Annotated in this window: 28 protein-coding genes and 4 pseudogenes; 17 read left to right on the top strand and 15 right to left on the bottom strand. The window is 67.2% G+C overall.

Annotated elements, in window-relative coordinates; translation table 11 throughout:
• The first annotated feature begins 26 nt into the window (after nucleotides 1-26).
• Together ACZ60T_RS00345 and ACZ60T_RS00340 are read left to right on the top strand one after the other, a co-directional pair.
• Nucleotides 27-731 (top strand): tetratricopeptide repeat protein, encoded by a 705-nt coding sequence (locus ACZ60T_RS00345; protein ID WP_469663079.1) that lies wholly within the window; start codon nucleotides 27-29, stop codon nucleotides 729-731.
• Between the two features lie 63 nt (nucleotides 732-794).
• A complete protein-coding gene (locus ACZ60T_RS00340; protein ID WP_469663077.1) occupies nucleotides 795-1,139 on the top strand; it encodes a transposase in 345 nt (114 codons plus the stop codon).
• Between the two features lie 96 nt (nucleotides 1,140-1,235).
• Here ACZ60T_RS00340 and ACZ60T_RS00335 read toward each other — a convergent pair whose 3' ends face one another.
• Complete coding sequence (locus ACZ60T_RS00335; RefSeq protein WP_469663075.1) at nucleotides 1,236-2,075, bottom strand: SDR family oxidoreductase; 840 nt, start codon at nucleotides 2,073-2,075, stop codon at nucleotides 1,236-1,238.
• A gap of 92 nt (nucleotides 2,076-2,167) precedes the next feature.
• Between ACZ60T_RS00335 and ACZ60T_RS00330 the strand changes: the two genes are divergently transcribed.
• Both ACZ60T_RS00330 and ACZ60T_RS00325 read left to right on the top strand, forming a co-directional pair.
• Nucleotides 2,168-2,560, top strand: coding sequence for a winged helix-turn-helix transcriptional regulator (locus tag ACZ60T_RS00330; protein ID WP_469663073.1), 393 nt, complete (start codon nucleotides 2,168-2,170; stop codon nucleotides 2,558-2,560).
• A 55-nt stretch (nucleotides 2,561-2,615) separates the two neighbouring features.
• Nucleotides 2,616-2,969, top strand: a pseudogene (locus ACZ60T_RS00325) (transposase); the annotation flags it as partial.
• 162 nt (nucleotides 2,970-3,131) lie between these two features.
• Here the strand turns inward: ACZ60T_RS00325 and ACZ60T_RS00320 are convergent.
• On the bottom strand, nucleotides 3,132-3,497 hold the full coding sequence (locus ACZ60T_RS00320) for a hypothetical protein (RefSeq protein ID WP_469664778.1): 366 nt from the start codon (nucleotides 3,495-3,497) through the stop codon (nucleotides 3,132-3,134).
• A 216-nt stretch (nucleotides 3,498-3,713) separates the two neighbouring features.
• Between ACZ60T_RS00320 and ACZ60T_RS00315 the strand changes: the two genes are divergently transcribed.
• Nucleotides 3,714-4,550, top strand: a complete 837-nt coding sequence (locus ACZ60T_RS00315) for a CPBP family glutamic-type intramembrane protease (protein ID WP_469663071.1) — start codon at nucleotides 3,714-3,716, stop codon at nucleotides 4,548-4,550.
• Between the two features lie 55 nt (nucleotides 4,551-4,605).
• Here the strand turns inward: ACZ60T_RS00315 and ACZ60T_RS00310 are convergent, their stop codons facing one another.
• Nucleotides 4,606-5,148 (bottom strand): GNAT family N-acetyltransferase, encoded by a 543-nt coding sequence (locus tag ACZ60T_RS00310; RefSeq protein ID WP_469663070.1) that lies wholly within the window; start codon nucleotides 5,146-5,148, stop codon nucleotides 4,606-4,608.
• A 147-nt stretch (nucleotides 5,149-5,295) separates the two neighbouring features.
• On the bottom strand, nucleotides 5,296-5,880 hold the full coding sequence (locus tag ACZ60T_RS00305) for a GNAT family N-acetyltransferase (protein WP_469663068.1): 585 nt from the start codon (nucleotides 5,878-5,880) through the stop codon (nucleotides 5,296-5,298).
• 498 nt (nucleotides 5,881-6,378) lie between these two features.
• Between ACZ60T_RS00305 and ACZ60T_RS00300 the strand changes: the two genes are divergently transcribed.
• The 5 genes and pseudogenes from ACZ60T_RS00300 to ACZ60T_RS00280 form a co-directional block, all read left to right on the top strand.
• Complete coding sequence (locus tag ACZ60T_RS00300; protein ID WP_469663066.1) at nucleotides 6,379-6,804, top strand: SH3 domain-containing protein; 426 nt, start codon at nucleotides 6,379-6,381, stop codon at nucleotides 6,802-6,804.
• Between the two features lie 281 nt (nucleotides 6,805-7,085).
• Nucleotides 7,086-7,469 (top strand): annotated as a pseudogene (locus ACZ60T_RS00295) (helix-turn-helix domain-containing protein); the annotation flags it as partial.
• A gap of 149 nt (nucleotides 7,470-7,618) precedes the next feature.
• On the top strand, nucleotides 7,619-8,563 hold the full coding sequence (locus ACZ60T_RS00290; RefSeq protein ID WP_469663064.1) for an SDR family NAD(P)-dependent oxidoreductase: 945 nt from the start codon (nucleotides 7,619-7,621) through the stop codon (nucleotides 8,561-8,563).
• Nucleotides 8,560-9,165, top strand: coding sequence for a TetR/AcrR family transcriptional regulator (locus ACZ60T_RS00285; protein WP_469663062.1), 606 nt, complete (start codon nucleotides 8,560-8,562; stop codon nucleotides 9,163-9,165). Before ACZ60T_RS00290 ends, ACZ60T_RS00285 begins: the two co-directional genes overlap by 4 nt.
• A gap of 358 nt (nucleotides 9,166-9,523) precedes the next feature.
• Nucleotides 9,524-9,681: pseudogene (locus ACZ60T_RS00280) on the top strand (IS5/IS1182 family transposase); the annotation flags it as partial.
• A 44-nt stretch (nucleotides 9,682-9,725) separates the two neighbouring features.
• On the opposite strand, the gene ACZ60T_RS00275 reads toward ACZ60T_RS00280, so the two are convergent.
• From ACZ60T_RS00275 to ACZ60T_RS00260, 4 genes and pseudogenes are all read right to left on the bottom strand, one after another.
• Nucleotides 9,726-10,184, bottom strand: coding sequence for a DUF5959 family protein (locus tag ACZ60T_RS00275; protein WP_469663060.1), 459 nt, complete (start codon nucleotides 10,182-10,184; stop codon nucleotides 9,726-9,728).
• Nucleotides 10,185-10,192: 8 nt separating this feature from the next.
• Nucleotides 10,193-10,898 (bottom strand): annotated as a pseudogene (locus ACZ60T_RS00270) (IS630 family transposase); the annotation flags it as partial.
• A gap of 377 nt (nucleotides 10,899-11,275) precedes the next feature.
• Nucleotides 11,276-11,497, bottom strand: a complete 222-nt coding sequence (locus ACZ60T_RS00265) for a hypothetical protein (RefSeq protein WP_469663058.1) — start codon at nucleotides 11,495-11,497, stop codon at nucleotides 11,276-11,278.
• Between the two features lie 84 nt (nucleotides 11,498-11,581).
• A complete protein-coding gene (locus ACZ60T_RS00260) occupies nucleotides 11,582-11,986 on the bottom strand; it encodes an FKBP-type peptidyl-prolyl cis-trans isomerase (RefSeq protein WP_469663057.1) in 405 nt (134 codons plus the stop codon).
• 1,095 nt (nucleotides 11,987-13,081) lie between these two features.
• Here ACZ60T_RS00260 and ACZ60T_RS00255 point away from each other — a divergent pair.
• Nucleotides 13,082-13,528 (top strand): SRPBCC family protein, encoded by a 447-nt coding sequence (locus tag ACZ60T_RS00255; RefSeq protein ID WP_469663055.1) that lies wholly within the window; start codon nucleotides 13,082-13,084, stop codon nucleotides 13,526-13,528.
• A 15-nt stretch (nucleotides 13,529-13,543) separates the two neighbouring features.
• On the opposite strand, the gene ACZ60T_RS00250 is transcribed toward ACZ60T_RS00255, so the two are convergent.
• From ACZ60T_RS00250 to ACZ60T_RS00220, 7 genes are all read right to left on the bottom strand, one after another.
• Entirely contained in the window at nucleotides 13,544-14,050 is a 507-nt protein-coding gene (locus tag ACZ60T_RS00250; RefSeq protein ID WP_469663053.1) for an IS5 family transposase, read from the bottom strand.
• 55 nt (nucleotides 14,051-14,105) lie between these two features.
• Complete coding sequence (locus ACZ60T_RS00245; RefSeq protein WP_469663051.1) at nucleotides 14,106-14,315, bottom strand: transposase; 210 nt, start codon at nucleotides 14,313-14,315, stop codon at nucleotides 14,106-14,108.
• A gap of 583 nt (nucleotides 14,316-14,898) precedes the next feature.
• The gene (locus ACZ60T_RS00240; protein ID WP_469663049.1) at nucleotides 14,899-15,717 is read right to left on the bottom strand and encodes a protein kinase family protein; all 819 of its coding nucleotides are present in this window, start codon (nucleotides 15,715-15,717) and stop codon (nucleotides 14,899-14,901) included.
• A gap of 117 nt (nucleotides 15,718-15,834) precedes the next feature.
• Complete coding sequence (locus tag ACZ60T_RS00235; protein ID WP_469663047.1) at nucleotides 15,835-16,203, bottom strand: hypothetical protein; 369 nt, start codon at nucleotides 16,201-16,203, stop codon at nucleotides 15,835-15,837.
• A 113-nt stretch (nucleotides 16,204-16,316) separates the two neighbouring features.
• Complete coding sequence (locus tag ACZ60T_RS00230; RefSeq protein ID WP_469663045.1) at nucleotides 16,317-17,024, bottom strand: class I SAM-dependent methyltransferase; 708 nt, start codon at nucleotides 17,022-17,024, stop codon at nucleotides 16,317-16,319.
• Nucleotides 17,025-17,056: 32 nt separating this feature from the next.
• A complete protein-coding gene (locus ACZ60T_RS00225) occupies nucleotides 17,057-17,641 on the bottom strand; it encodes a class I SAM-dependent methyltransferase (RefSeq protein WP_469663043.1) in 585 nt (194 codons plus the stop codon).
• Between the two features lie 148 nt (nucleotides 17,642-17,789).
• Nucleotides 17,790-18,026: a hypothetical protein gene (locus ACZ60T_RS00220; protein ID WP_469663041.1), complete on the bottom strand. Its 237-nt coding sequence runs from the start codon at nucleotides 18,024-18,026 to the stop codon at nucleotides 17,790-17,792.
• A gap of 133 nt (nucleotides 18,027-18,159) precedes the next feature.
• Here ACZ60T_RS00220 and ACZ60T_RS00215 point away from each other — a divergent pair, with 133 nt between their 5' ends.
• The 6 genes from ACZ60T_RS00215 to ACZ60T_RS00190 all read left to right on the top strand — a co-directional run bounded on the left by ACZ60T_RS00215 (nucleotide 18,160) and on the right by ACZ60T_RS00190 (nucleotide 24,034).
• A complete protein-coding gene (locus tag ACZ60T_RS00215; protein WP_469663039.1) occupies nucleotides 18,160-19,506 on the top strand; it encodes a site-specific integrase in 1,347 nt (448 codons plus the stop codon).
• A 12-nt stretch (nucleotides 19,507-19,518) separates the two neighbouring features.
• Nucleotides 19,519-19,728, top strand: a complete 210-nt coding sequence (locus ACZ60T_RS00210) for a hypothetical protein (RefSeq protein ID WP_469663037.1) — start codon at nucleotides 19,519-19,521, stop codon at nucleotides 19,726-19,728.
• A gap of 92 nt (nucleotides 19,729-19,820) precedes the next feature.
• Nucleotides 19,821-21,620, top strand: a complete 1,800-nt coding sequence (locus tag ACZ60T_RS00205; protein ID WP_469663036.1) for a hypothetical protein — start codon at nucleotides 19,821-19,823, stop codon at nucleotides 21,618-21,620.
• Nucleotides 21,617-23,389, top strand: a complete 1,773-nt coding sequence (locus tag ACZ60T_RS00200) for a site-specific integrase (RefSeq protein ID WP_469663034.1) — start codon at nucleotides 21,617-21,619, stop codon at nucleotides 23,387-23,389. Before ACZ60T_RS00205 ends, ACZ60T_RS00200 begins: the two co-directional genes overlap by 4 nt.
• Before the next feature lie 34 nt (nucleotides 23,390-23,423).
• The gene (locus ACZ60T_RS00195; protein ID WP_469663032.1) at nucleotides 23,424-23,735 is read left to right on the top strand and encodes a hypothetical protein; all 312 of its coding nucleotides are present in this window, start codon (nucleotides 23,424-23,426) and stop codon (nucleotides 23,733-23,735) included.
• Nucleotides 23,732-24,034 carry a hypothetical protein gene (locus tag ACZ60T_RS00190; RefSeq protein ID WP_469663030.1) on the top strand — a complete coding sequence of 101 codons (303 nt, stop codon included), beginning with the start codon at nucleotides 23,732-23,734 and terminating at the stop codon, nucleotides 24,032-24,034. Before ACZ60T_RS00195 ends, ACZ60T_RS00190 begins: the two co-directional genes overlap by 4 nt.
• The last annotated feature ends 270 nt before the right edge of the window (nucleotides 24,035-24,304 follow it).

Raw genomic sequence — 24,304 nt, 5'->3', positions numbered from 1 at the left:
AGCCTCAAGTACGACAGCGACTGGCAGTGCTTCACGGGCTCGTCGTCGCTGAGTACGACCAGGAGAAGGACAAGTTGGCGCGCCGGTCCGGCGACCCGCTGACCGGCTGCTGGGCAGCCAACGTCAGCGGTGTGGTGGCGCTCTACCAGAACCGGCACGCCGAGGGGGAGGAGCGCTTCACCCGCGCCATGGACATCGAGGACTTCCGTGCCCTGGAAGACCGGCCCGGCGAGGCAACCGCGTTGTGCAACCTCTCGCGCATCCACCTGGCCACCGGCCGCCCAGCGAGCGCTGTGGACTTGGCCCGTCGGGGCACGGCGATGTACGAGGACATCAGGCACGCCTTGAAAGTCGCTGGCGGCCAGTGCGCGCTTGGGCTCGCTCTCACGCAGAGCGGACAACTCTCTGAGGCGAGTGAGTGCCTGCACCAGGCTCTCCAGGCGTTCCGCGACAGCCGTCAGCGGCTCTGGGAAGGCATGACCTTGTTCCGCCTCGCCGAAGTCGAAATCACCGTAAGGCAATTCGCCCAGGCAGCCGCTGACACCGAGATGGCCCTCACGCTCCTGCGCGGTGTCGGCGGGGACCGGCGGTGGCATGCGGCTGCGGTCTCTGGCAGAGGTTGTCGACCACCTCGGCGCGAGCGGGACGACCGGCGTCGTAGACGGCACCGAGATCCAGGCCCGCCGTCCCGCCGCCGGACGCAAGGACTGCGACGGGGCCGTTTCCGGTAAGAACAAGCAGAACGTTGTGAAGAGCATGGTGGTCATGGATGGTGAAGGCCGCGTGCTCGCCAGTTGGGACCGGCCAGGCTCCTGGCCGACAGGACCGCGGTCGAAATCCTGGCCGATGCCGGCTACCAGGGACTGGGCGCCCAGACAGCCGGCCGGACAGTGAGACCACCGCACCGCAAGTTCGAGAAGAACGCCCCGGACTGGTACGCGAAGATGCGCGAACGCCAGCGCAAGGCGCACTCCTCACTCCGTATCCGGGTCGAGCACGGCATCGCCCATCTGAAGAACCGGCGAGCCGTATCTCGACACCTCGGCCGCCGCGAGCACATCAGCGACACCGTCCAAACCATCGCCAGCCTGCTGTCCCACCGACAGACTGTGGACCTGAACCCGACACGTCAGAAGTGAACCCGGGCCACACCGAAGTTCGCGACGTCTCCGCGCTTGCCGTGCGCGAGTTCGTTAGGTGTGCCCGGCCATTCCCGCCGGGCCCGCACGCCTGTCCTAGCGGAACGCGGCGACGTTGCGGGCGGCCCAGGCGGAGAAGGGGCGCGGGGCGCGGCCGAGGACCCGCTGGACGTCAGGGCTGATGCGCAGTTCGGCCTGGTTCGGTGCGCCGAGGATGTCCAGGGTGTCGTCGGCCAGCTCCGTCGGCATGGCCTGGCTCATGGCGGTCCTGGCCTCGGCGCGGGTGAGCTCGTGGAACCGCACCGGCGACCCCAGCGCTTCGGCGATCGCCGCCGTCTGCTGACGCGGCGTGATCACCTCGGGGCCGGTCAGTTGGTACACACTGCCCGCGTGCCGGTCGTCCAGCAGACAGGCCGCCGCGACTGCCGCGATGTCCGCCGGGTCGACGATCGGCACGCCGACATCGCCGAAGGGCGCGGCAACGAGCCCCTGCGCACGGACGGACCCGGCCCACCAGAGAGCGTTGGAGGCGAAGCCACCCGGCTGCAGGATCGCCCACTCCAAACCGGATTCCCGCAGCGTGTCTTCGAGTTCGCGCATCGCGATCCGCGTCGACCCGAAGGGCCTGGTCACCACGCCCTGGCTGGAGAGCAGCACGACCCGCCGGACTCCGGCGGACGCGGCCTCGCCGATGAGTTCGGCAGGGCTGTTCTCGGCGGCGTGCAGGTTGCCGGAGAGCAGCAGGAAGAGCGCCGTCGCCCCGGCCAGCGCGGGCTTGAGCTCGGTCGGCCTGGTCAGGCCGGCCTTCAGATGGCGGACGCCGTTCGGCACCGTCGCCGAGTGCCGCGAGACCGCGGTCACTTGCTGCCCCGCCTCGGCCAGCGCCTGCGTCAACGGTCGGCCGATGTTCCCGGTCGCTCCGGTCACCACGATCATGATCAGCTCCTCGTCAGATGTCCTGGGTGGCTCCGACGTTAGGAGGACGGACCAACTCCCGGTAAGGACATACCTGGAGGTAAGCTCATGACATGGTGGGAGGCGTGCAGTACAGAGGGACCGAGGCAGGCAGTCGGTATGACGTGTTTCACACTGACTGCCCCGCGCGCAACATGGTCGACCACGTCACCAGTAGGTGGGGCGTCTGGGTGTTGATCTCCCTGCGGAGCAACGACCTGCGCTTCTTCGAACTGCGCGAGAGCATCCACGGCATCAGCGAGAAGATGCTCGCCCAGACCCTGCGGGTATTGGTCCAGGACGACCTGGTCTGGCGGAAGGTCGAGCCGACGACGCCACCTCAAGTCACTTACGGCTTGACCGAGTTCGGCCGTGAGGTGAGCGAGCCGCTGACAGACCTGTTCGACCGGATCACCCGACGGCTGCCGCCGGGCGGCGGCGTGGACCAGGACCTGTCTGACAATTGACCGTGGGGCAGGTCGAGGTGAGTCGACCGGCGCGGCGTGAGAGCGGACAGAGCTCTTGTTGCCGCAGGCGGACGGGCGCGGTCGTCCGTGGCGTGATCACCGACAGGTGGTCAACGGAGTGCTGTGGCGGTTGCGGACCGGGGCTCCACGGTGCGATCCGCTCGAGCGGTACGGCCCGTGACAGACCGTCTACGACGGTTTCGTCCGTGGGGAGGCGGACGGTACATGGGTGAAGCTGCCGCAGCACGTCCAAGTCCGTGACGACGCGGTGGGCCGGGTGGGGTGGACCGTCGCCGCCGACTCCACCATCAACCGGGCCCAGGCCGGAACACCTCCGCGTCGACGGGATGAACCGGGCGTTGCCGGGCGGCACTTGAAGGAGCGGGCGGAACACCCCGTATCCGCAGGGGTGTTCCGCCACGATGCTTACGAGCTGTCCGACCGATCGTGTGTCCGTCGCCTGCTCAGTTCCTGTCGTGGGCGGTTCGGGTTCCGCCTGAGGGGCTTCCGGCGGGAAGTGGATGGGGCTGAGCAAGTACTGCGCTCGTTCGGGGCTGGGCCGGTTGGTGAGTTATGGAGCGATGGCCGCGCGCATCTCGCCGATCAGTTCCTCCAGTTCCGCCGGGCTGAGCCAGAGTGCGTGCTGCCGGTAACCCACCCGATCGGCCACAGGATCAGCTCTGCCGCGGTCGAGGTAGGTGGTGAACTCGGCCAGCAGGGCGGTCATCGCGGTGGCGAATGCCTGCCGGTGGTCCTCGGCGGTGAGCGTGCGGACCACCTCGGAGCCGATCACGGCCCGGTCCTGTCGCAGCCGGTAGTGCCGTTCCACCGCGCCGCGTACCCTGCGCTCCTCGGCCACCTCCAGGACCCCGCCGCCCACCAGCAGGTTCTCCTTGGCGAACGTGCTGCTACATCGAAGGATGTACGGGCGGTTCATCCGCTTCTACGACATCGTGACGGGACTGGCAGCCGAGACTGGACGGGTACCTGAGGCAGGGCCTCAGGCAGTGGCACCCGGGGGTTGGCCCCGAGTTCCTCAGTAAGCCCCGAACCGGGAGGTACCGTGTCTGCCCTTCGTCTCCGTGCGCCTGCCTCCGCACCTGTATCCGGACGGTACCGGGTCATGGCTCGGGCACTGGGCGGTGGCCTGGTCATGGCCGTGGCGCTCGGCGCAGGCACCGCGCTCGGTCCTGCCCTGGCGGACATCGCTGGTGTCGGTGGCCTGCCCGCACGGCTGATCCCGGCGGCATTAGTCACGGCGCTCGCCGTACCGCTGATCTTCCGTCTCGCGAGCCCCGGCTCCCTCGGGTTCGGCAGTGTGGCCCGGAGTGCGCGGGCGTTCCTCACCGGTGCGGGGGTCACGGCCACCGCGGCGGCGCTCGTTCTGGGCGCGGGAACGGCCGGCGGCATGCTGCATTGGGGGCGGCCCGACCTCGCGTCCCTCACCGGATTCCTCCTCTCCAACACCGCGGTTGCCTTCCTGCTCGAAGCCCTGCCGGAGGAGACAACACTGCGCGGCTACACCTGGACCTCGCTGCGCGAGCGCTTCGGTGCCACGGCCTCGGCCCTGCTCACAACGGCAATCTTCCTGCTGGTGCCGGGAGTCGCGTCGGTGGTACATGCCGCAGTGGCGCGGCTGATCGGCGATGAACCCGGTCCGGTGGGGCTGGCCCCGGACGGGCAGAACCCGGTCGACTATCTCATCCTGCTGACCGTGTTCGGGCTGATGCTCGTCGCCGCCAGGACCGCACTGGCGGGCGCGCCGTTGTGGGCCGGGATCGGGGCGCACCTCACCTTCCTGACGGTCAACCGGATCGTGCTGGAGGGCAATGAACGTGACGCGGGCTGGCCCGTGGAGCAGATGACACCCGACGTGGTGCTGCTCGTCCCGGCATACATTCTGGTCGCTGCCGTCGGGTTCGTGGTGTGTGGCCGAATCACACGTCGCGGCTCTTGGGCGAAACGCGAATACCGCAGGTCACACCACTGAAAGCAAGGTGACGGACTCGCGGTCCGCCACGAGGCTGTTGTCCTTGTTGCTGCCGTCAACGAGTGGTTGTGAGGTACTGGTCCGACGACAACTCGAACACCCGGACATGTCGGCCGCCGGTGGGATTGACCGTCTCACGGACCGGATGCATCCCCAGTTTGGTCATGATTCGTTCGGAGGCGTCGTTGCCCACCTGGGTGATGCTGACGATCCGCTCGAGCTCTCGCTCTTCGAACCCGAACCGTACGGCGGCCGCAGCGGCCTCGGTGGCCAAGCCCTGCCCCCAGTGGGAACGTCCCAGCCGCCAGCCGACCTCAACCGCCGGCAGTGCCTCCGGCAGGAAGTCGGGCACCGAAAGGCCGGTGAACCCGGCCAACTCGCCAGTGGAGCGCATCTCCACGGCGAACAAGCCGAAGCCCTGCGACTCCCACTCGCTCTCCCAAGTCTGGATCCCGCTGCGAGTCTGCTGTTCGTCACGGACGCTGCCGTCACGGATCCACCGCATGACCTCGGGGTCGGCATTGATGGCAGCCATGGGAGCAACGTCTTCCTCGCGCCAGCGACGCAGGACCAAACGGGGAGTCTCAAGCGTGACCATCAAGTCATTGTGGAGCACAACATCGGCTCCCCGCCAGCCTCACCAGGCACTCTCGATACACGCCCTGGAACTCGGGTGTCGTCGAGGGCCACGTCAGCCGGATCAGGATGTTCCAAGCGGCAGATGCCCAGCCGCGTCGGCTTCGCCTCAGGCAGCGGCTTTGGCCGCCACCCGTGCGATCAGCTTCTCGCGGAGGGAAGGCCATTCATCCACGAGGACGCTGTAGTACAACGAATCACGGCGCGTGCCGTCCTGACGCGTCATGTGGCTGCGCAACGTCCCTTCGTAGAACAGCCCCAGCCGGGTCATCGCCTGCTGGGACCGTACGTTGAGGTTGTCGGTACGCAAGGCGATGCGAGCCAGGCCCAGATCGTCGAAGGCGTGTGCCAACAGCAAGAGCTTGGACTCGGCGTTGTACGGGCCGCCCCAACAAGCACGATCGAACCAGGTCGCACCAATCTCAGCACGGCCTTCAGCAAGGTCAAGCTCATACAGGCTGGTCGAGCCGACCACTGCCTCGTCCGTCAGGCGCTGGACAGCGAAGCACCGCCTGGCTTGATCCGCCAGCATCTGGCTGATCATCTCCCGCGTCTCTGCCAGGGAGCCGGGGCGAGGCCGAGGCATCCACCGCCAGACCTCGGGATCCGACGCTGAGGGGAACAGCTCTTCTGCATGATCGACGGACAGCGGAACGAGACGGACAGCGCGGCCACTGGGGGAGTCGTTGCTCATCGCTGCAACATAGCTTCGGGAACATTGCCCCACCGCTGAGACGAAGATCATGTTGCCTTCATCACGCCCTGCAACCACGGAAGTTGGACTCGGGCTTGAGGGCGGGCGGTGTTTGTGCACGGGGCCGGGGGTGTCTGGCTAGGGGCGGGTGAGTCGGAGTGTTTACCGGTTCCGACTGTGTCAGCGGCGGACACGTAGGTGTCGTCGCCGTTCAGACCGCGCGCGATGACTGCTGTGATGACAACTCGGCCCCTTTCGCCGGTCGGCAGCAGCGTGACCACTCGGTCCCCGGCCGTCAGGCCGGTGGACTCCGCTGTGTGCTCGTCGATGACGAGGAAGTTCGTTGATGGCAAGGCGAGCGTGCCGGTGAGCACGGGCGGTGTGATGGTGGTGCCCAGCGCTCCCCTGAAGAACAAGCAGCACTTTCCAGACATATGGCGACTGGAATCAAGCTTCCTTTGATGTGAGAGTGTCGCTAGATTCCTCCATCACATCCATTTGAGCGGATATCATCCGCTATTCCTCAACGGAGGCAGCTTGAAAGGGATTTCGCTGAGCGCAGCCTCCATTGCTGTCGCGGTTCTGGCTTCGGCTCTGACGGTAACGGCATCGGCGTCGGCATCAGCCACGGCAGCGGCGCCGACTCGCGCCGCCGCGTGCAACCTCAATCATGCGCACCGCGACATAGACACGAAGTCGGTGATGACCCAGGGATCCAGTACCGCCCTTCGCCCGGGGCCGTACGCCGACTGCACTCCTTACGTGTCGCTTCCGGCCGGTGTCGTGTTCGACTACCACTGCTCCACCGTTAACTCCGTCAAGAACGTATGGACGTATGGAGAAGCGCACTACAGCGGGCGTATTCAGCCGGGTTGGATCTACAACCCGAACCTTCCGGACGGCGGCAGCAAGAAGCTCTGCTAAAAGGCGCACCGGCAAGCTACGCCTTGGCTGTCGGCCGGCCGGTCGGCCTGGTCGCCGCGGTGGTCGCGTTCTCCACGACTCACCCGCCCGCACCGTCGTGGATCGTCTGCTGCCCCTGTCGCCTCCCTCAGGTTCTAACCTCGATCTTGCATGAGGGCCCGTCAGCTCGCGGACGGGCCTTTTCTGTTGCTACCAGTGGGGAATTGATGCTTGTGGGCAGGTTGAGGGCCCGGCTGTCGCGTCGGGTGTGCGCCGGGTGGCGTAGCGACACCAACGCAACGGTCGCCGACCAGGTGTGGGCGAGGGCACCCGTCCGGAGGATCGCCGCGGACCTCGGCCGTAGCCCATCGACGATCAGCCGCGAGATACGCCGCAACCGTCACTCCATCAAGGGCCAGTACCGGCACCACGCCGCCGAGGCCCGCGCCGAGTCGCGCCGACTCCGCCCAAGACCGGGGAGAACTGCGCCGGGACCTGGTGAAGGCCCTCCGTACCGGCTGGGCCTGCCGCAAGTTCCGTCGCCAGGCCCAGCAATGTCAGCCCCGCTTCCGCGAGTTGACGGGCGACGGCCTGCCGAAGCGGAGGACCGGGCGGTGCCCAGCCGCTGGGAGGGCGACCTGACCATCGGCAAGGACGGAGCCTCCGCCATCGGCGCGCTAATCGAATGCGCCACCCCTACGTGATGCTCCTTCACCTGCCAGGCAGCCGCGGCACCGAGCTGGTCCGCGATGGTGGAGGCCGTAACCGCTCTGCCGACCACCACGCATGTTACGGTACTGAGTACCACATGAAACTCAGTACCAGGGAGTCTGTCATGGATAGCCGGACCATCGTGTTGACCGGCGTGACCCGCGGTTTCGGCCGCGAGTTCGTCGAGTTGCTGATCCGGGAACGGCCGCAGGACCACTACGTCGTGCTGGCTCGCCGGGGCGGCGAGCGCCTCGCTGCGGAACTCGTCGAGGCCACCGGCGCTTCCGGGGTCACAGGCCTGGACTGTGACCTCGCTTCGCTCGCCGAGATCAGGCGGGCGGTGGAGGAGATCCTGCGTGGGCTCGACACCGGGTACCTGCCACCGCTCGGTGGCTATCTCGGCAACGCCGGCCTGACGGTCACGACGACCGAGAAGCGCACCACGGACGGGTACGAGATGACCTTCGGGGTCAATGTGCTGTCCCACTACCTGCTCGTCAGGGAGTTGCTGCCCCGGTTCACCGGTCCGGGCTGGATCGTGCTCACCTCGAGCGACTGCCACTTCGGGCAGTTCCGCTACACGCTCGGCGCCACGCCGCCGCCGCGCTGGGAGGCGCCGGAACGACTGGCGACGCCTCGTGCCGGTGGCGCGCGGGAGGCCGGGCGGGCGTACGCGACCAGCAAACTCGGCGTCGTCCACCTGACCCACGCGCTGGCCCGCCGCCTGCCCGAGAGCGTCGGCGTCTACTCCTACAACCCGGCACTCGTCGCGGGCACCGATTTCTTCCGCCACGCCCCGGGGCCCGTGCGGACCGTGCTCAACGGATTCTTCCAGCTTCAGCGATTCCTCGGCCGGGGCATGACGCCGCAACAGGCGGGCGCGCGGCTCGCTGAGACGATCCTGACCGGGCTGACCGCCGGGACCGGGTCCTACCTCGATCGGGGCCGCAACGTGCCGTCGTCACCAGAGTCGTACGACGAGGCCCGCGAGGAGGAGCTGTGGCGCGAGGCCGGCCGCCTGGTCGACGCCGACCGCGGGGCGGAACGGGCGGATATCCTGGCCGAATGAGCGCGAACAAGTTTCCGGTGGAGTCATTGCGGGACCGCAAACGCCGCCAGACCCGGGAACGGATCATCGAGACGGCCTTCGTGCTCTTCATGGAGCGGGGGTTCGATGTCGTCACTGTGGACGAGATCGCCCAGCGTGCCGAGATCGGCCGCACCACCTTCTTCCGTTACTTCGGCGACAAGCAGGAAGTCGTCTTCTCCACCGAGGACGACTTCCTGCGCGCGCTCACCGCGGCCATGAGCGATGCGCCCACCGAGCCGCTCAAGGATCTCGCGCAGGCACTGGCCGCATCTCGGCGGCTGCTGCTCGTGATCTGCACCGAGGCCGCCCGCAACCCCAGCCACTACGCGGTTTACCACCGTCTGGTCAAGCAGCACCCCGAGCTCGAAGACCGCCACACCCGCAAGACCCGGCACTACGCCGACCTCCTCGAGAAACACCTGATCGACCACGGCACCCCACCGGCCACCGCCGTTCTTGCCGCCCAGTTGACCGTCGCCTGCTACCAGGCGGCGTGGCGCCTCGGCGGCCACGACGCGACGGCGGTGCTCCGCGAGGCGAATGACGCCTTCGACCTCCTGCTGGGCGCCACCGCCGCATAACCGACGGACCGGCCTACGCTCGGCCGGGACCTGCGCGACCTCGCAGCGGACTCGATCACCAATCCAGCACTCAGGCAGATACGTCGTCATCTGACGTAGCGGGCGTCGAACAGTCGGCGGACGGTGTCCAGGTCGACGCGCCGGTCGCCGTGGACGACCGCGAACTTGAGGCGGGTGGTGCACAGCACTCGAGCGCCGCCGCCGACTCCTGCCCGCCCGGCTGGTCGTGTACTTCGTCCTGGCCCTGCGCCTCTTCGAGCGGGGGTCGTACGAGGAGGTGCAGCGGTATCCCGGGCAGCCGGGCCCTCGCGCAGGTGAACCGGTCGTCGTTGTGCCGGGCTTGCGCTCGGCTCGGGGAGGACGTGCGATCACCCCGGGCCAGTGCGGCGACGCCCGGCAACTCGTCCTCTCATGGAACGAATCCGTGTCGGCCGACTCGGCGCCTGACGGTCCCGCACCCGACCGGACCACCTCGGGGGCGACAAGGCCTATTCCCCTTGGCGTATCCGCCGCTACTGAAACTGAACTCGTGATGTCGGTCTCGCGGAGCCAAACCGTACTCAGCTCTCCTGGGGTGGATACCATTCGTACGTAATAGGGGCCGTCTTAGGCCAGGTCTTCCGGACCTGCTCCAGCCGTTCGAGGTGCTCCTCTATCCAGTTCTCCTGCGGCTGGATCCACAGCACCGCGCTGAGGCGGTCGGGATCGTGGATCGTCACGTCCAGAGAGCGGTCCTCTTGCATGTGGAGAACGAGGTTCAGCCCGCGATCCCCACCGATGCTCGCAGCTGCGCCGGGAGCGAGGCCGGTCAGCTCCTGCTGCCAGGCGTCGAGGTCCCGCTGGGAGAGATAGAGCTCTAGCCGGGCATCAACGAAGCTGGCGTGAGCCAAGACCTCAGCCTCGAGAACGTTGGGACTCGGCAGCACACTGTGCTCGTAGCGACCGACCACGCGAACGATGCAGCGGTCGCCATCCGAGTCCTCCAAGTGGATCAGGTCTACCGCGTCTGATTCGGTCATCGCCGGCCTCACTCTCTCTGGTACTGGTCTGGCGTGCATCCTGCCTCATCACGGTTCAAGTGAACGCCGCAGCAAGCCAGGCCGGTATCCGAGAGACAGCCGTCGATCACCTCGGGGCGGTACTGCAGCATCTTGAGCTTGCGCTTCACGGCGCGGGTGATCTGGCCGAGGTCAGCGGCGGCGAGGTTCCCGATGCCGCGTTTGACCAGCGACCAGATACCCTCGGCCGGGTTGAGGTCCGGTGCGTAGGACGGCAACTGGAACACGGTGAGCCACTCGGCGTTCGCATCGATGAACTCGCGTATCCCTGCGGTCAAGTGGAGGCGGGCATTGTCCCAGACCAGCACGATGGGACCGCCGAGCTGAATGCGGGCACGAACGATCAGGTCGCGGAAGTCCCGCCACCCGAAGCCCTTCGGCTCGCTCTTACGCCCCGGTACTCGCGCACGCGGTAGATCAGCCTGGACCGCTCACCAGGCTTGTAGCAGATCATGCCCGCCATCGACATCCGGCCGGAACCGCGGCCACGTACCCGCACGACCGGGGTCTGACCGATCCGGGACCAGGTCTTGGCACGCGGCGGAGTCATCGATTGCCCAGCTTCGTCCCCGAAGACGATCCAGGCCCCACGCTTTGCCGCAGTGGTCTTACCCGCGGCCAGGTCTCCTTCTTCCACACCTTGACTGCCTCGTCGTCCCGCTCGATCGCCCGTCGGCGGGCCGCTGCGGCGAGTTGGGCTTCGGACAGGCCGAGCCCGACTGCGGTGGCGCCCTCGGCGGCGAGCGCCCTGGACCACTGGCAGGCGCCGCAGCCGAGTTCGAGGACGCGCTTGCCGGTGACATCGCCCAGGGCGTGCAGGTACGCGTCGGGGATGGAGTACATACCCCACAGCTGGGGTGGGGCGCCGATCTACGGGTCGTGCTCGTGCTGGTAGGTGCTGCTGATCCGGTTCCAGAGCCGCCGGTTGGCGGGGATGCTGTCCACGTGCCGACTCCAGTACTGCCTGCCGGGGGCGGTCAACACGGTGAGGGCACTGGTCGGCCCTCGCCTCGGTCCGGCCCTGGCTCGGCCCATGATCCGCCGGACGAACCCTAGCGCCGGTTGCGCGGGTGATTACGCGCCGTGCGCTCATTGCCGTGCTTGTACGCACCTGTCCAGCGAGCCATCACCAACTGGGCGTCACCCGACTCGACCTCCGCAAGGAACTTCTGGGCACGTGCACCACGCAACGTGCCGGCCGAACGGCCCTGATGAGTGATCGTCACGGTGCCGTCAGGGCGTTGGTCATAGGTGAAACCGAAGGGTCTTGGCATGGCCGGGATCCTAGGCGGTCGGGCTGACATGCCGTAACCGAATTTGGACAGTACGGTCCGACGACATGATCCGCCGGACAGGTCCTAGGAGTTACTCCACCCGGTTGTGCTGGAATACGAGTCCAGCAGGTCCACCACGAAGACCAGGGTCGAGCCCGCCGGGATCAACGGCGAGGGCGACTGATTGCCGTAGCCGAGACGTGGGGGAACGATGATCTCGCGCCGGCCGCCGACCTTCATCCCCCTCACTCCCCGGTCCCAGCCCTTGATGACCTTGCCGCTGCCCAGAGCGAACTTGAACGGCTGGCCCCGGTCCCAGGAGGCGTCGAACTCCTTCCCGGACTCGAAGGTCACACCGACATAGTGGACCCTGACCACCATGCCCGGCTTCACCTCAGGCCCGTCCCCGACGACCAGGTCCCGGATGGTCAGCTCGGTAGGAGCCTCACCCTCCGGGACGTCGACCTCGGGCTTCGTCAGTTCACTCATTGCAGCCTCATCACTTTCCGTCGGAAGCCGTCGCACGGACCAGCCGGACACATGGGCACTCCATGCGGCAGATGCTCACGCTACCGAGAATGCCGACCCGTGGAGCACACCAGATCCAGCGGCCACACGTGATGATCTTTCGCACAGCCGATGAACGTGACCGGTACGCACAGGTCACGCAGTGATCGTAAGAACGAGACGAGGTGCAGACGACGATCGGCGCATCTCGCGACGTACCGACCGAACGTCGGACTTCGCAGGCGCAACTCTCGCCGGTTCCCTGGCTGGCCTGACGTGCGGGACTCCAGCTTCCATCCTGACAGCGACGATCGAGCAACGGGACGGGAGTGCATGCAAAGCCGGAACTGTGGTGGGGAGACCGAGGAAGCTGCTGGTCGGGCGGTCTGGCGGGCAGGGTGCGGTCGGCTGCCAGCCGTTCCGCCCGTAGGCGTACGTCCTGGTCGATGAGCTGCGGGTCGGTTTGCCAGTCGTCCACGCTCTCAAGGCACTGTGGGACCACCGCACGGTAGCCATCGAACACGCCACCGCTACCGCCCTGTTGGCTCGCATCAGCACGGGCCAGCGCCCAAGCCACAGCTTGGGGGCGCCGCCGACAGCCGCCGCCGCTCATGGCGACTGTCGACGGCGCCCCCACAGCAGGGTGTGGCTCCTTCGACGTACCCTGCTTGCCGCTGGCCCCATCCAAAACCGGTGGTTCCTGTGCTCGTTCACTGATCTGGCACAGGAGCTACTGACCCGCAGCGGGACGGCGGCACGGTAGGAACGCTCTTCGTGTTCCCGCACCCGGTAGAGCGGGGTAGCGGGGCGGGGGGCCGTCGTTGTCGTGGTTCCACGGGATCGGGCTGCTGTGTCGGCGGAGGCCTCGGGGCACCGGCGCGACGCCGCCTGTGGATGGTGAGCCTGCCGAGCTCTTGCCCGCCGGGGTAGCGGTGCCGTGGACGGGCGAGTCGGTGCCGACCATGGCCTTGTCGGTCGGCGAGTTGGTCGAGGAAGGCGTGTCGGATGGTGTCAGCCAGGGCGCCGGCTAAGGGCTCGTAACACGATCATGGTGAGACGCGGTCTATCTTTGTTGGGGTGTCCTCCCTCGCTATTACCGCTTCTTCGCACTCATCGGCGTCTGCCGCTATCGTCTACGCGGCGCTCCTGGATGCAGAATCCTGGCCGTCGTGGTCCGCCTACGCCGACGTCGAGTGGGATGTGCCTGCGGGAGTCGACCGACCGGCACGTGTGGACGATCTGCGCACCATCCGTTCCTGCACTGGACGTGTGTGCTGCCGCGAGCGCGTCATCGAGATGGTTCCCGACCAGCGGTTCAGCTACGAACAGGCCGCAGGGCTGTTCACATCTCATCGAGGGTCTGTGGACCTGGCCCGAGCCCCCCACGGCGGCACCGACATCACCTGGTCAGCGACCTACCAGCACGCCCTCCCTCTCTTGAACATGCTCAGGAGACGGCGCCTGCAGATTTGGGTCCACGATCTCGCGTCATACGCCAACTCAGTTGTGAGCCGTAACTCCTAGAATGGCAGCGCAAGCTCATGATCCGACCTCATTGAGGCGCCTCCAGCAGATAAGGCTGCAGCCCAATGAGACGAAGCCGTCGTGGAGTTCGAGGCGTCGTTCCCATCGGACGGCGAGTCGTTTGAACTGGTGGAGCAGGGCGAACGTCTGCTCGACGGCGTAGCGAAGCTTGCCCAGGCTCTTGATGTGCGGGGCGCCCTTGCGGGAGATGATCGGCAGGATCCTGCGGCGCCGCAGTTCCAGGTGTACGGCCTTCGAGTCGTACGCCTTGTCGCCCAGGACAGACTCGGGGCGCCGTCGCGGTCGGCCGGGCCGGCCAGCGACGGGCGGGATGCCGTCCACCAGATTGAGGGTCTGGGTGATGTCGTTGACGTTCGCCGCCGTGGCAATCACGTGCAGCGGAGTGCCCTTCCCGTCGCAGATCAGGTGGTGTTTGCTGCCCGTCTTCCGCCGGTCGACCGGCGAAGGACCGGTCGCGGCCCCCCTCTTTCGCGCGGATGTGAGAGCCGTCCGCGCATGCACGGGACCAGTCGAGTTCACCGGCCGCGTTCAGCTCGGCGAGCAGGATGCGGTGCACTTACTTGAAGACGCCAGCCTTCTGCCAGCGGCCCAGACGGCGCCAGCAGGCCTGTCCGGAGCCGAACCCCAGCTCCGGAGGCAGGAGTTGCCAGGCAATGTCCTGGTGCAGGACGTACAAGATGCCCTGCAGACACAGCCGGTCATCCGCCGGCTTCGGCCCCGGCGACCGCTCGGCCACGGTGGGAGCAGCGGTTCGATCCGTGCCCACAAGTCGTCCTCCACGATCCACGGCCGAGTCGTCACACGACGCGAACGGCCGAATCATCGCATCAGTCACGCCCGACCAGAGAACCTCAACAAGATCCTGTTACGAGCTCCAAGCACCACGGTCATCCAGCTCTGGCCGTGGATGTCACGCGAGTGCCAAGATGCGTGCCGAAGCACAGAAGACAGAGGGCGGGGAACGTATGCGACCGATGTCGGCAATGCGTGAATGAAGTACACGGCGCAAGGTAACTACCGCTGCGGGGCTGCAAATGCTGTTGCTGGGCGTGTTGATCACCGCCCTGGTCATCTGGGACCTCTGGTCCGTCTCCGCCGCCATCGCGGTATGGGCTGGTCCGGCCCTGGGAGGAGTGGTCGGTACCTGGGCTGCCTCGAAGACATCTGCCAGGTGACGATCAGTTACCGCTTCACGGAATCTGAGGCAGAACTGCTTGAAGTGAACGAAGCCACGTGGTCCTGGGCCAGGACCAACGACGGTGCCCAGTAGCGGATTTCCGGCGAAGTCGGCCTCGGTGACTTCCCTGATGATCAGGCGTATTCGGCGCACCCGGGCGCACGGCTCAGGATCAGGCTGCCATTTGCCAGGCGCTGACGAGTGAGCGCGCGGAGGGGAACCGGCGTTCCGGGGCTGCGGCAGTAGCTGTCCTGATGACTTCCAATTGCTCAGGTGTCCCGCGCCATTCCTTCTCCTCGTCGCCCGCGTCCAAGAGGAGGCGGAGTGTCCGCCCCAGAGTAAACACGGTTGTCCGAATGTCGATCAGCGATCCGCGTATGAACTCCTCTGGCGCCATATAACGCGTCGACCCGGGCAGTCGGTCCGCCTCCAGGACGAAGGGCCCCGCCCGGTATTCGTCCAAGTCGCACAGCACCATGCGGTGCTCGTTGAAGTCGTACAGCATGCATCCGTCATAGAAATCAACTGCGACAAACCCTGCTTCTTCCACGGCCAGATGGGCAGAGAGGATGGATTCCAGTGCGGCATGAATTCGGGGGAGGGGCTGAGTCCTGAACTGTGCCATCGGGCTGTGAGCGGTTGTTCGACCCCCATGGCGTGAGAGGGGCGGATGGTAAAGAACCTCACCACTCATCCATGGGTAGACCAGTACAAGGCCGTCTTCTGTGGTGAAGGAATTCACCAGGGGCACGATGGCCGGGTGCGCGATCCTCTGGTGAACTGACGTCGCCCGCAGCAGGGAGGAGATCCCATGCGGCGTCAAAGCGCCTTTCACGAACCAGCGTTGCCCTGATGCCAGCAGTCCGTACGAGACGCAGCCAGAGTCCTGCTCTTCGAACCTCTGGAAGACGGTTCCCAACTGGCCAAGATCGGCTCCGAGCGTCGCAACGTGCGTGACGTCATGAAATGGGTTCGTCGTCATTTCGTCCATGCTGCCAGCCGTTCTTGCCGAGCCATGCACATCTCGCGAACCGCACGTTGCACGTGACCGTCGAGACTTCCTTCCCAAGTCGAGGCGGACCAGAGGGCAGTGGCACCGCGGGCAGCGTCAGAAGTGGATGCCGTAGAGAGAGCGCGGGCCGAGCACAGCATCGAGGCCGGCCGCCAGCGCGGGTTCGAACTGCTCGCCGACAGGGCTGACGCGTAGCGGGGTGCGCAGGTGTCGCCACATTTCGGCGGCTGGATCATCATCTGCGGCAAGGTCGTGCCTGAGCGCTTCGAGTCGTACGTCCCAGCGGCGCGGTGCCGCGGCCGCACCGTCCGGTACGGCGAGGACAGGCACCGTCAGGCGGATGACCTCGCCCACTTGGTCGAGGAGGGTGCCCAGCACCCGTACGCCGCCGGGGTCCGCCAGCAGGCCGACGTCTTCGTAGAGTTCGCGGACCGCCGCCTCGGCGAAGGACTCGCCCGGCTCCACGGACCCGTCGGCCAGCTCCTACGTGCCACGCCGGTGACGGCCGAGAAGGACACCTTCGGCGCCATGGACGATCACCCTGACCCCCCAGCGCGGCGTTCGTTGGCGGCAGCGAACTACTGCGGGAGCGGCACGCGCTCCGGGCGGCGGGCCTTGTAGAGCCGGTAGGAGACGGCGTTGTTCGGCTGCGGGGAGTCGATCGCCGTGACCGACTCCAGGATGAACCCATGCTCGCCGAGGAGGTCTTCCCACAGCCTCGGCGTGAGCACCCACATGTGCACGGTGTGGTCCTCGGTGGTGCCGGGCAGCCGCAGAACCTCGGGTCGCGCGGCCACCTCGCTGGAGGGCCCGCGGCCGGTGGAGTTGGTGTGCAGCGCGGAGAAGATCAGTCGGCCGCCGGGCCGGATGCCGTTGGCCAGGGCGGGTAGCAGCCGTCGCGGGTCGGTGAACGGGAGGCCGCTGACGGAGTAGACCAGGTCGTACGGGGGCGCGGCGCGCAGGTGGTCTGCCGCGTCGGTGCACTCCAGGCGCGGACCGCGAGTGTTCTGGTAGCGGGCGGTGGCGCGCTCGTGCTGGGTGGGGGAGGAGTCCACGGCGGTGACCTGCGCGCCGGGGGCGGCCAAGCGGGCGGCGTGCTGGCCGAGCCCGCTGCCGAGGTCGAGCACGCGCAGCCCCCTCACATCGCCGAAGATCTCGACGCCGGGGCCGACCTCGGGGATGTCCCAGGCCCACCCCTCCAGTTCAGGCAGCTCGATTCCCCGGGCGAGCTGGTGGGCGCCGTACGTGGTCCAGGCGGTTGTGTTCTGTGCATCGGTGTCCGGCATCAAGTGCTCTCCAGCAGCAAGAAGAAGGGTGGTCAGGGGCGCAGGGTGTAGCAGCGCAGGACATCGAGGTCGGCGGTGCGGACGGTGGACCAGTCGGCCGTGAGCAGCTCTTCGTCGGCCGCGGTGATCCCGAGCTTCCGGAGGGCGGGATCGGTGGTCGTGCGGCGGCGGGCGATCTCGGTGACGACCCAGAACGTGCCGCCGGGTGCCAGGAGGAGGCGGACGCGGTCGATGAACGCGGCCTTGTCGTCCATCCACCGGTAGACCAGGCGGCAGGTGGCGACGGCGTAGGCGACATCCGGCAGGGCGGCCGGGTCGCCGGTGGTGATGTCCCAGCATCGCCAGGCCGGTCCCGAGGCCGTGCCGGTGTCCTGGGCGGCGGCGAGGGTGAGGGCGCTGGGGGAGCAGTCGACGCCGGTCGTGCGGTATCCGAGCTCGTGATGCGGGTAGCGGGCCAGGATGCCGTCTCCGCCGCCGATGTCGAGAGCGGGGCGAGCACGGCCAGGACCGAGGTGATCGTGCATCAGCCGTAACTCGGCTTCGTACAACGGCCGGTACCGGCGGCCTTCGGCCCAGAGCGGTTCCCAGTAGGCGGCGTTCGCCGTGGACCCGGTCATGGTCACGGTGTTCCTCTCCGGGCAGTCGGCACGGCCGCGGGAGCGTGCGAGGCGGGCGCGACCCGCCGGGCTCTCACTACGAGGCCCCATCCCTCTCCGGGACACCTGAGCAGGGCCTTCACGCGCAGGAAGCACCTGCGGATGCCGCTCACAGCGCGACCTCCTTCATGAGCCGGTCCAGGGTTCGCCGGCCCCGCGTGGTGACCTCGGGATGATCGTTGTCCGGGCCCCAGGCCAGGCAGTTGACCGCGTCCAGCGCGGTCAGGCAGCGCAGCGCGTGCCGCTCGGCGCCGGTCAGCTCCCGCCCGTACGAACGGAGGAACGCCGTCTCGCGGTCGGGGTGGTCAAGCCACTCGGTGACGGTGAGGATGACCAGGTCCTGCACACGGGCGGCCGGACGGGTGCGTTCGAAGTCGACGAGCGCGAGTCCGGAGGCGGACCACAGCCAGTTCCGCGGCTTTCACTAGGCTTCCCAATGTTGTCGGGTAATCGGCTCATGGCTCGCCCTTGGAGAAGTGATGTGGGATCGCTGGAGTGTCGAGTTCTACGACTTTCTGAAGCCGCCGCCGTCCTTGGGTGAGGGCATACTCGGAGAATTCAGTGATCTGCACGACCGGGCGGCGAGGAATGGAGCTCAGCATGGCACGCCGGTCCTTGTCACTGTCTCGGGCTTTGCCGATCCAGGCGTGAATCTGTTCTTTCGCGTCTCGCCGATGAAAGCGCGCGGGGCTCGGACTTGGAAACGGTACGCGTACACGCTGGTCGTGTGGTTGAACTTCCTGCAGGTGTTCGACAAGGGCTGGCGGGAGGCGACGGCGCGGGACGTGGAGGCGTTCAAGGACTGGCGCCTGACCGATGTACGCAATGACGACCGGATCAAGGCGGTCAGTTTCGACACGGACCGTGCCGCTCTGAACACCTTCTACACCTGGGCGTGGGGGAAGTACGGGGTCCAGAACCCGGTGTCCGGGGTCGCTCTGGCGTCGAGCTCCGGTGGTCGTCCTGGACAGGGGATCGGTCCTGGGGGAGAGCGGCGCGATGGGCTCCGGCCAGCGGGTTCACGTGGTCGGCAGGTGAAGTGGATGCTGCGTGCGCCCTTCGAGCAGTGGCGGGACATCGGTCTGCGCGGCTACGGCTTCGACGGGTTGCGCAGAGCCGGCTGGTCAGGAGCGAACGAGGACCGGGACGCGGTCTTCGTCGACGGGTTGTACGGCACGGGGCTGCGCCTTCAGGAGTGGGGGAGCGTCCTGGATGTAGAGATCCCGCGTTCCGCTGGAGGCCGTCTTCCACGGGCCTGGTTGGCGGCGGCGTGCGTGAAGGGCGCCAAGGAGGGGCGGTGGTACCGAATACCGAGGGCGGTACTGCGGGAGATCGAGGGCTACGCCGACCCGTTGGAGGGTTCCCGGACGCAGGCGATACGCCGAGCTCAACGGCGAGGGACCTACGAAAGGATCTCGTACAAGCGGGTGGTCCGTGGCTACAACGCCCGAAACCGGCTGCTGTATCTGGAGAGCGGGGGATCGCTCTCGGTAGACGTACTGGGCCCCGACGAGCGCCGTCTGCTGTTCCGGCGCACCGCGTCCGGGCTGGAGCCGCTGGCACTGTGGCTGTCGCCGAACGGGTTGCCGAAGAAGTTCGAGGGCTGGGAGGACACGTTCACCGCCGCCAACGAGCGGATCCAGCGGGTCTGGGCGCAGGCGGGCGGGGAGGGGCTCGTGCCGTTGTGGTGCCGCCCGCACATGTGCCGGCACTCCTTCGCCCTCAAGTGGTATTCGCTGCTCTCGACTGTGTGGCAGCCCCAGCTGGATGGGTTCACCGAGCAGGAACTCCTGGACATCCGGGAGCTGTTCGGCGGCGTGTGGTAGGCGCTGTCCCTCATGTTGGGTCACGCCGACCCGTCCACAACGCGGGACACGTACCTGGAGCCGTTCACCGCACTGCAGGTCGACTACTTGATGGAGTTGCTTGACAGCGAGGAGGCCCAAGCGGTCGAAGTGCTGATCCGCACCGTGGCGGAGCAGGGCGGACGGACACTGACCAGTGTCGCTCGCCCGAGCGCCCATGTTCAGACGGGGGACCGGGCGTGAGCGGCGGAGGGCGCGGCGGGCGCCAGGCGGGCATGCCGCCGAGCGACTGGCGGCCCCCCGAGCGGCTACTGGAGGCATCCGGGGGTACTGCGGTGCGCGTCATCGAGGAGTCCGGCGACCGCTCGCGGGTCTTCGACTTCGCCAACATCCAGGACCCCAAGGGGAAGCAGGTCGTGATTGATGAGGGCCTGCAACGCTGGTTCGCCTCCGCCTTCGCGGAACGTACATCGCCTCGTTCGGGCGTGAAACGGGTGAGAGGGGCCGAGAGCCTCTACTCGGTACTGTCCTGGCTCGCCCGCTACTTCTCCGTCCAGAGCCCAGCCGTCCGGGGGCCGGGAGACGTCACCGAGGCGCACGTGGTGGAGCTGTGGACGCACACGGAAGGACGAAACGCCGCCTCGCAGTGCACCCACCTTCATCGGCTCCGGCAGCTGTGGCGCGATGACGAGAAGCTGTCGAAGGAGGTGCGAGACGCGCTGTACAGGGAGCCGATGCCGGAGGTGACGGAGCTTGCCGACGTCCCGGAGTACGACGACGACGCCATGCAGAGGATCATGGTCGCCCTGCGGCACGACATTCGGGTGGCGCGGGACCGCATCCGGTCCGGCCAGGATCTCCTGGCCCGCTTCCGAGCCGGACAGGTCGGATCCGGGCATCCAGACCACGAGCTTGGCATGCTACTGGACGTCTTCGAGCGCACAGGTGATCTTCCACGGGTGCCTGGAGGCACCATGGTGAGCGTGGTGTGGAAGCTGGGAGGGTCCAAGGTGATCACTCGGCGGTTGTGCCTTTCCTCGCGGGAGTTGACGGCGTTCGGCCTGTTGCTGACGGCATTGACCGCGGAGAACTTCGGCACGGTGGCGGCCTGGCCCGCCGCGCACTACCGGCCGGATGGTGGAGTCGAGGGAGTTCCCCAGGTCGCGCTGATCGAGGCATCCAAGCCCCGGCCTGGCCCGGAGCGCGAGCACATGGTGACACCTGTGGAAGATGTGCCGGAAGAACTGGCCGATCTGCTGATCGCCGATGATCCAGAACACCGGCTGTTTCGTTCACCGCTACGGGTCTACCAGCTGCTGTTGGACCTGACTCAGCTCGCCCGGCGCCACGGCGGCCACAGCTCGGCCTTCGCCGGATTCCGAACGCAGACATCCGGAGCGAAACGCTGGACGCGGGGGGCCGACGCCAAGAACATCGCTCGATGGTCCGTTCAGCACGGATTTCCTACCAAGGAGCCCACCAAGGACGGAGTCGAGCCGGTGGAGGCGCGGCGACTGCGGCAGACCGGCATCGAGCGCAAGCGGCGCCCGGTGGCCCACAGCCGGTCCACCATGAACGACCACTACCTCGCCCGCAGCCAGGACGTCGCCACCCAGTCCCGCGTCGTCGTCGCGGACGCGCTGCGCTCCCAAGTAGCCGCTGCCCGCAAGCGACGCAGCATCGCCGTACTGCCGGCCGCGCTGGTTGCCCGGGCCGCCTCCGACCTGGAGGGCGCCGCCCGGGACGCCGGGCTGGATCCTACGATCCTCCGACGTCTGGTCTCCGGTGAACAGGACACCGTGCTGGCGGGGTGCACCGATCACCTCAACAGCCCGGGGGCCCCTCCGGGCGAACCTTGCGCGGAATCGTTCCTGGCTTGCCTGGGATGCGAGAACGCCCGCGCCCTACCCCACCAACTCCCCCTGCAAATAGCGGCCTTGGATCAAATGAGCATCCTGAAGGTTCACACCGACGTGGCGACGTGGAACGCGAGACACGCGGTGCACCATGAGCGACTCGAGGACCTGGTGGGGCAGTACCACCAGTCCGAGCAGGACCAGGCACGCCGGCGACTCACCGGGCGCCAGTCGGAAATGATCAATGACCTGATGGCCGGACGGATGGACCTGCGATGACCACGGCCAATGACGCTGCCGCTACTCCGCCGGCGCTGCTGAGCGAGCTTGCGCACAGGGAAGTTCTCCATACCCGGTCTCTGTGGCACGGAATCGACCGCGCGGCACTGTCGAGGGTCGGGGATCGCGTCTGGTCACTGGCGGAAGCCCAGCCGGACCGGCACCTCGAACCGATCACGCTCCACTGGCCGACGTTCCCGAACCTGCTGGAATACGACTTCAAGGTCTTCATCCTGGCAACCCTCGACAGCCCGTACCCGCCCGCTCTGGGTAGGTTCACGGGGATCAAGCAGGCGAGCGTCTCCACGGTGAACAATTGGTTCAAGCGCCTGCGCGCCTTTGCGACCTGGCTGCGGCATCGCGGCATCGATCGGCTCTACGAAGTGAACGACCGCGATCTCGACCTGTATCTGGATCATGTCCGGTCCATACAGGCCAGCACGAGCACACGCCGTCAGCTCTTCAGCGCCGTTCGGGCCGTGTGGGCCTATGCGCCACATTTGCCTCCAGAATGCCGTATGTTCGTCACGGAGCCGTGGCAGGGACGCTCACCGGGCGAGCTCGCGGAGGATATCCAGACCGGCCACGGCAACAAGACCGCGAGGATCGCGGTGGACACGATGATCCCCCTGCTGGACTGGGCCCTGCGGATCGTCGAAGACATCGGCCCGGATGTCCGTGATGCCTGGCGAGAGTTCCGTCAGCTGCACACCGGAACCCACCCCGGTCAGGCGCGGTTCGCCGGTCTGCCGCGTCCCGAGCGGATGAATCTCTTCCTCCGGGACGCACGCCGCACAGGCATCGCACTGCCTGGTGACCCCGAGAACCCCGGCGCGATTCACTACAAGTACCTGGCCTGCCTCCTCGGGCTTCCCGTGGCGTCCAATTCCATCGGCCTCGGGCTCCGTTCGATCGCCGAAGCCTCCGGGGTCCCGGTGGCCGGGGACTTCTTCATCGGTAGTGTCACTGGTCAGGTCGACGGGCGCCCATGGAGGGACAAACCGATCGCCGCGTCCGAACTCCCGCACCTTGTCTGGGTGGTGACGGCAGCGTGCTTCGTCATCGTGTCCTATCTATCCGGTATGCGCCCCGGGGAAGTGTCCAATCTCCGCCGCGGCTGCCGTGCGGAGGATCCCGATTCCGGGGAGCTACTGCTGCTCGGGCACCTCGGCAAAGGCCACGACCGCACCGCGGCCGAGTCGCGCAGGCCGGCCAGCCGCCCTTGGGCGGTCGTCCGCCCCGTGCATCTCGCCATCGACCTGCTGGAGACGCTTCACGCAACCGACCTGCTCTTCCCGACCCGGCTGCCCGGCAGCGGCGGCCGCAGGAGTCGAATGGGCGCTATGACGTGGGGATCCAGCAAGGTCATCCGTGAGCTGCAGAGGCTCCAGGACTGGGTGAACTCCACCTTCACCCCCGCCGATGGGACAGTGGCGATTCCTCCAGATCCCATCAAGCACCTGCACGGGTCGCGCTTTCGCCGCACGCTCGCGTATTTCATCGTGCGTCGGCCTTCAGTACGGCCATCTCAAGACGAAGGTCACTCTGAATTACGCCGCCGCCGGCGACGATTCCTGGCTGGACGACGTCGCAGTGGAGCGTCTGGAGATGGTCCTCGAGCAGTCCGAGGACGACTGGACCCGCCTGGCGGAGGACAACGAGCACGTCAGCGGGCCGGCAGCAGCCGAGTACCGACGCCGGTCCGCTGGCGCCGCGGCCTTTCTTGGCCGCACCGTACGCGCGCAGGCGAGCGTCAAGCGACTCCTTGAGCAGAGCGACACCGACATCCACCACGGCGAAGCCATGACCTGCGTCCATCGCGCCGAAACCGCTGAGTGCCGCAAGGAGAAGCTGCTGCTGGGGCTGCCCGCCGACGATGGGCCCGACGAATCGCTGTGCCACAGCACCTGCGCCAACCTCGCTTACACCGACCGGGACATCGCCGAACACCGCAGGCGACTGCCCGTCCTGGAAATTGAGGCCCGTGACCCGATGACTCCACGTCCGCGCCGGGACCGAGCTGCCGCGAAGGCGGCGCAGATCTGCGCGGTGATCGAGCAGCACGAGGCGTCACGCCCGGAAGTCACACACATGGAAGGAGGCCGGGTCGCATGACACGAAGGAATCGAGACCGGGAAGCCGAACGTCAGGACATACGCGCCGCCGCAGAACGCCTTCTGGCCGGGACGCCCCTGCGCTCGCCCGTCGGAAAGCTCACGGGGACCGAGCTGATCGCCGAGTGCGGGCTCCGGCGCGACGTCGTCTATGGCGATCACAAGGAGCTCGTGGACGAGTTCCGGGCACGAGCCAAGGCACAGAACTTCACCCCGCAGGTCGTCCAGAGCATGGCCGAGGAGAACACCACGCTGCGCGAAGCCCTGGCGAAGATCAAGGCGGAACTTACAGCGGAGTGAGAACGGGTTCACGCCCTGGTACGCGCTGCCACCGAGCTGTCCCTGGAGCTGGAGCAGACCCGCGAAGAACTCGCAGCGGTGCAACAGGTCACCCGGCTTCCGGGTCCGCGAGGAACTGGACGAATGCCCGGCTGAAGCTCGGCACATTCCACGGTGCGGTCAGGTCGGGCAGCGTCGGGCCACGGCGTCGGGGACCTCGCGGGTATTCGGGCTTGACTGGTGAGCTCGCATGTTCGGTCGTGAGTAGCAGCGGTACAGCGGTTAGCGCTA

Source organism: Streptomyces sp. NPDC104371, assembly GCF_055583785.1.
Note: the sequence above shows the minus strand (reverse complement) of the source record. Positions and strands in the feature narration are given on the sequence as shown.

Bases quoted from the DNA above. Each gene is read 5' to 3' on its own strand.
- ACZ60T_RS00335 (WP_469663075.1), bottom strand. From the start codon at position 2,075: ATGATCGTGGTGACCGGAGCGACCGGGAACATCGGCCGACCGTTGACG.
- ACZ60T_RS00330 (WP_469663073.1), top strand. From the start codon at position 2,168: ATGGTGGGAGGCGTGCAGTACAGAGGGACCGAGGCAGGCAGTCGGTAT.
- ACZ60T_RS00320 (WP_469664778.1), bottom strand. From the start codon at position 3,497: ATGAACCGCCCGTACATCCTTCGATGTAGCAGCACGTTCGCCAAGGAG.
- ACZ60T_RS00315 (WP_469663071.1), top strand. From the start codon at position 3,714: ATGGCCGTGGCGCTCGGCGCAGGCACCGCGCTCGGTCCTGCCCTGGCG.
- ACZ60T_RS00310 (WP_469663070.1), bottom strand. From the start codon at position 5,148: ATGGTCACGCTTGAGACTCCCCGTTTGGTCCTGCGTCGCTGGCGCGAG.
- ACZ60T_RS00305 (WP_469663068.1), bottom strand. From the start codon at position 5,880: ATGAGCAACGACTCCCCCAGTGGCCGCGCTGTCCGTCTCGTTCCGCTG.
- ACZ60T_RS00290 (WP_469663064.1), top strand. From the start codon at position 7,619: ATGGATAGCCGGACCATCGTGTTGACCGGCGTGACCCGCGGTTTCGGC.
- ACZ60T_RS00285 (WP_469663062.1), top strand. From the start codon at position 8,560: ATGAGCGCGAACAAGTTTCCGGTGGAGTCATTGCGGGACCGCAAACGC.
- ACZ60T_RS00275 (WP_469663060.1), bottom strand. From the start codon at position 10,184: ATGACCGAATCAGACGCGGTAGACCTGATCCACTTGGAGGACTCGGAT.
- ACZ60T_RS00265 (WP_469663058.1), bottom strand. From the start codon at position 11,497: ATGCCAAGACCCTTCGGTTTCACCTATGACCAACGCCCTGACGGCACC.
- ACZ60T_RS00260 (WP_469663057.1), bottom strand. From the start codon at position 11,986: ATGAGTGAACTGACGAAGCCCGAGGTCGACGTCCCGGAGGGTGAGGCT.
- ACZ60T_RS00240 (WP_469663049.1), bottom strand. From the start codon at position 15,717: ATGGACGAAATGACGACGAACCCATTTCATGACGTCACGCACGTTGCG.
- ACZ60T_RS00230 (WP_469663045.1), bottom strand. From the start codon at position 17,024: ATGCCGGACACCGATGCACAGAACACAACCGCCTGGACCACGTACGGC.
- ACZ60T_RS00225 (WP_469663043.1), bottom strand. From the start codon at position 17,641: ATGACCGGGTCCACGGCGAACGCCGCCTACTGGGAACCGCTCTGGGCC.
- ACZ60T_RS00215 (WP_469663039.1), top strand. From the start codon at position 18,160: ATGTGGGATCGCTGGAGTGTCGAGTTCTACGACTTTCTGAAGCCGCCG.
- ACZ60T_RS00210 (WP_469663037.1), top strand. From the start codon at position 19,519: ATGTTGGGTCACGCCGACCCGTCCACAACGCGGGACACGTACCTGGAG.
- ACZ60T_RS00200 (WP_469663034.1), top strand. From the start codon at position 21,617: ATGACCACGGCCAATGACGCTGCCGCTACTCCGCCGGCGCTGCTGAGC.
- ACZ60T_RS00195 (WP_469663032.1), top strand. From the start codon at position 23,424: ATGACCTGCGTCCATCGCGCCGAAACCGCTGAGTGCCGCAAGGAGAAG.
- ACZ60T_RS00190 (WP_469663030.1), top strand. From the start codon at position 23,732: ATGACACGAAGGAATCGAGACCGGGAAGCCGAACGTCAGGACATACGC.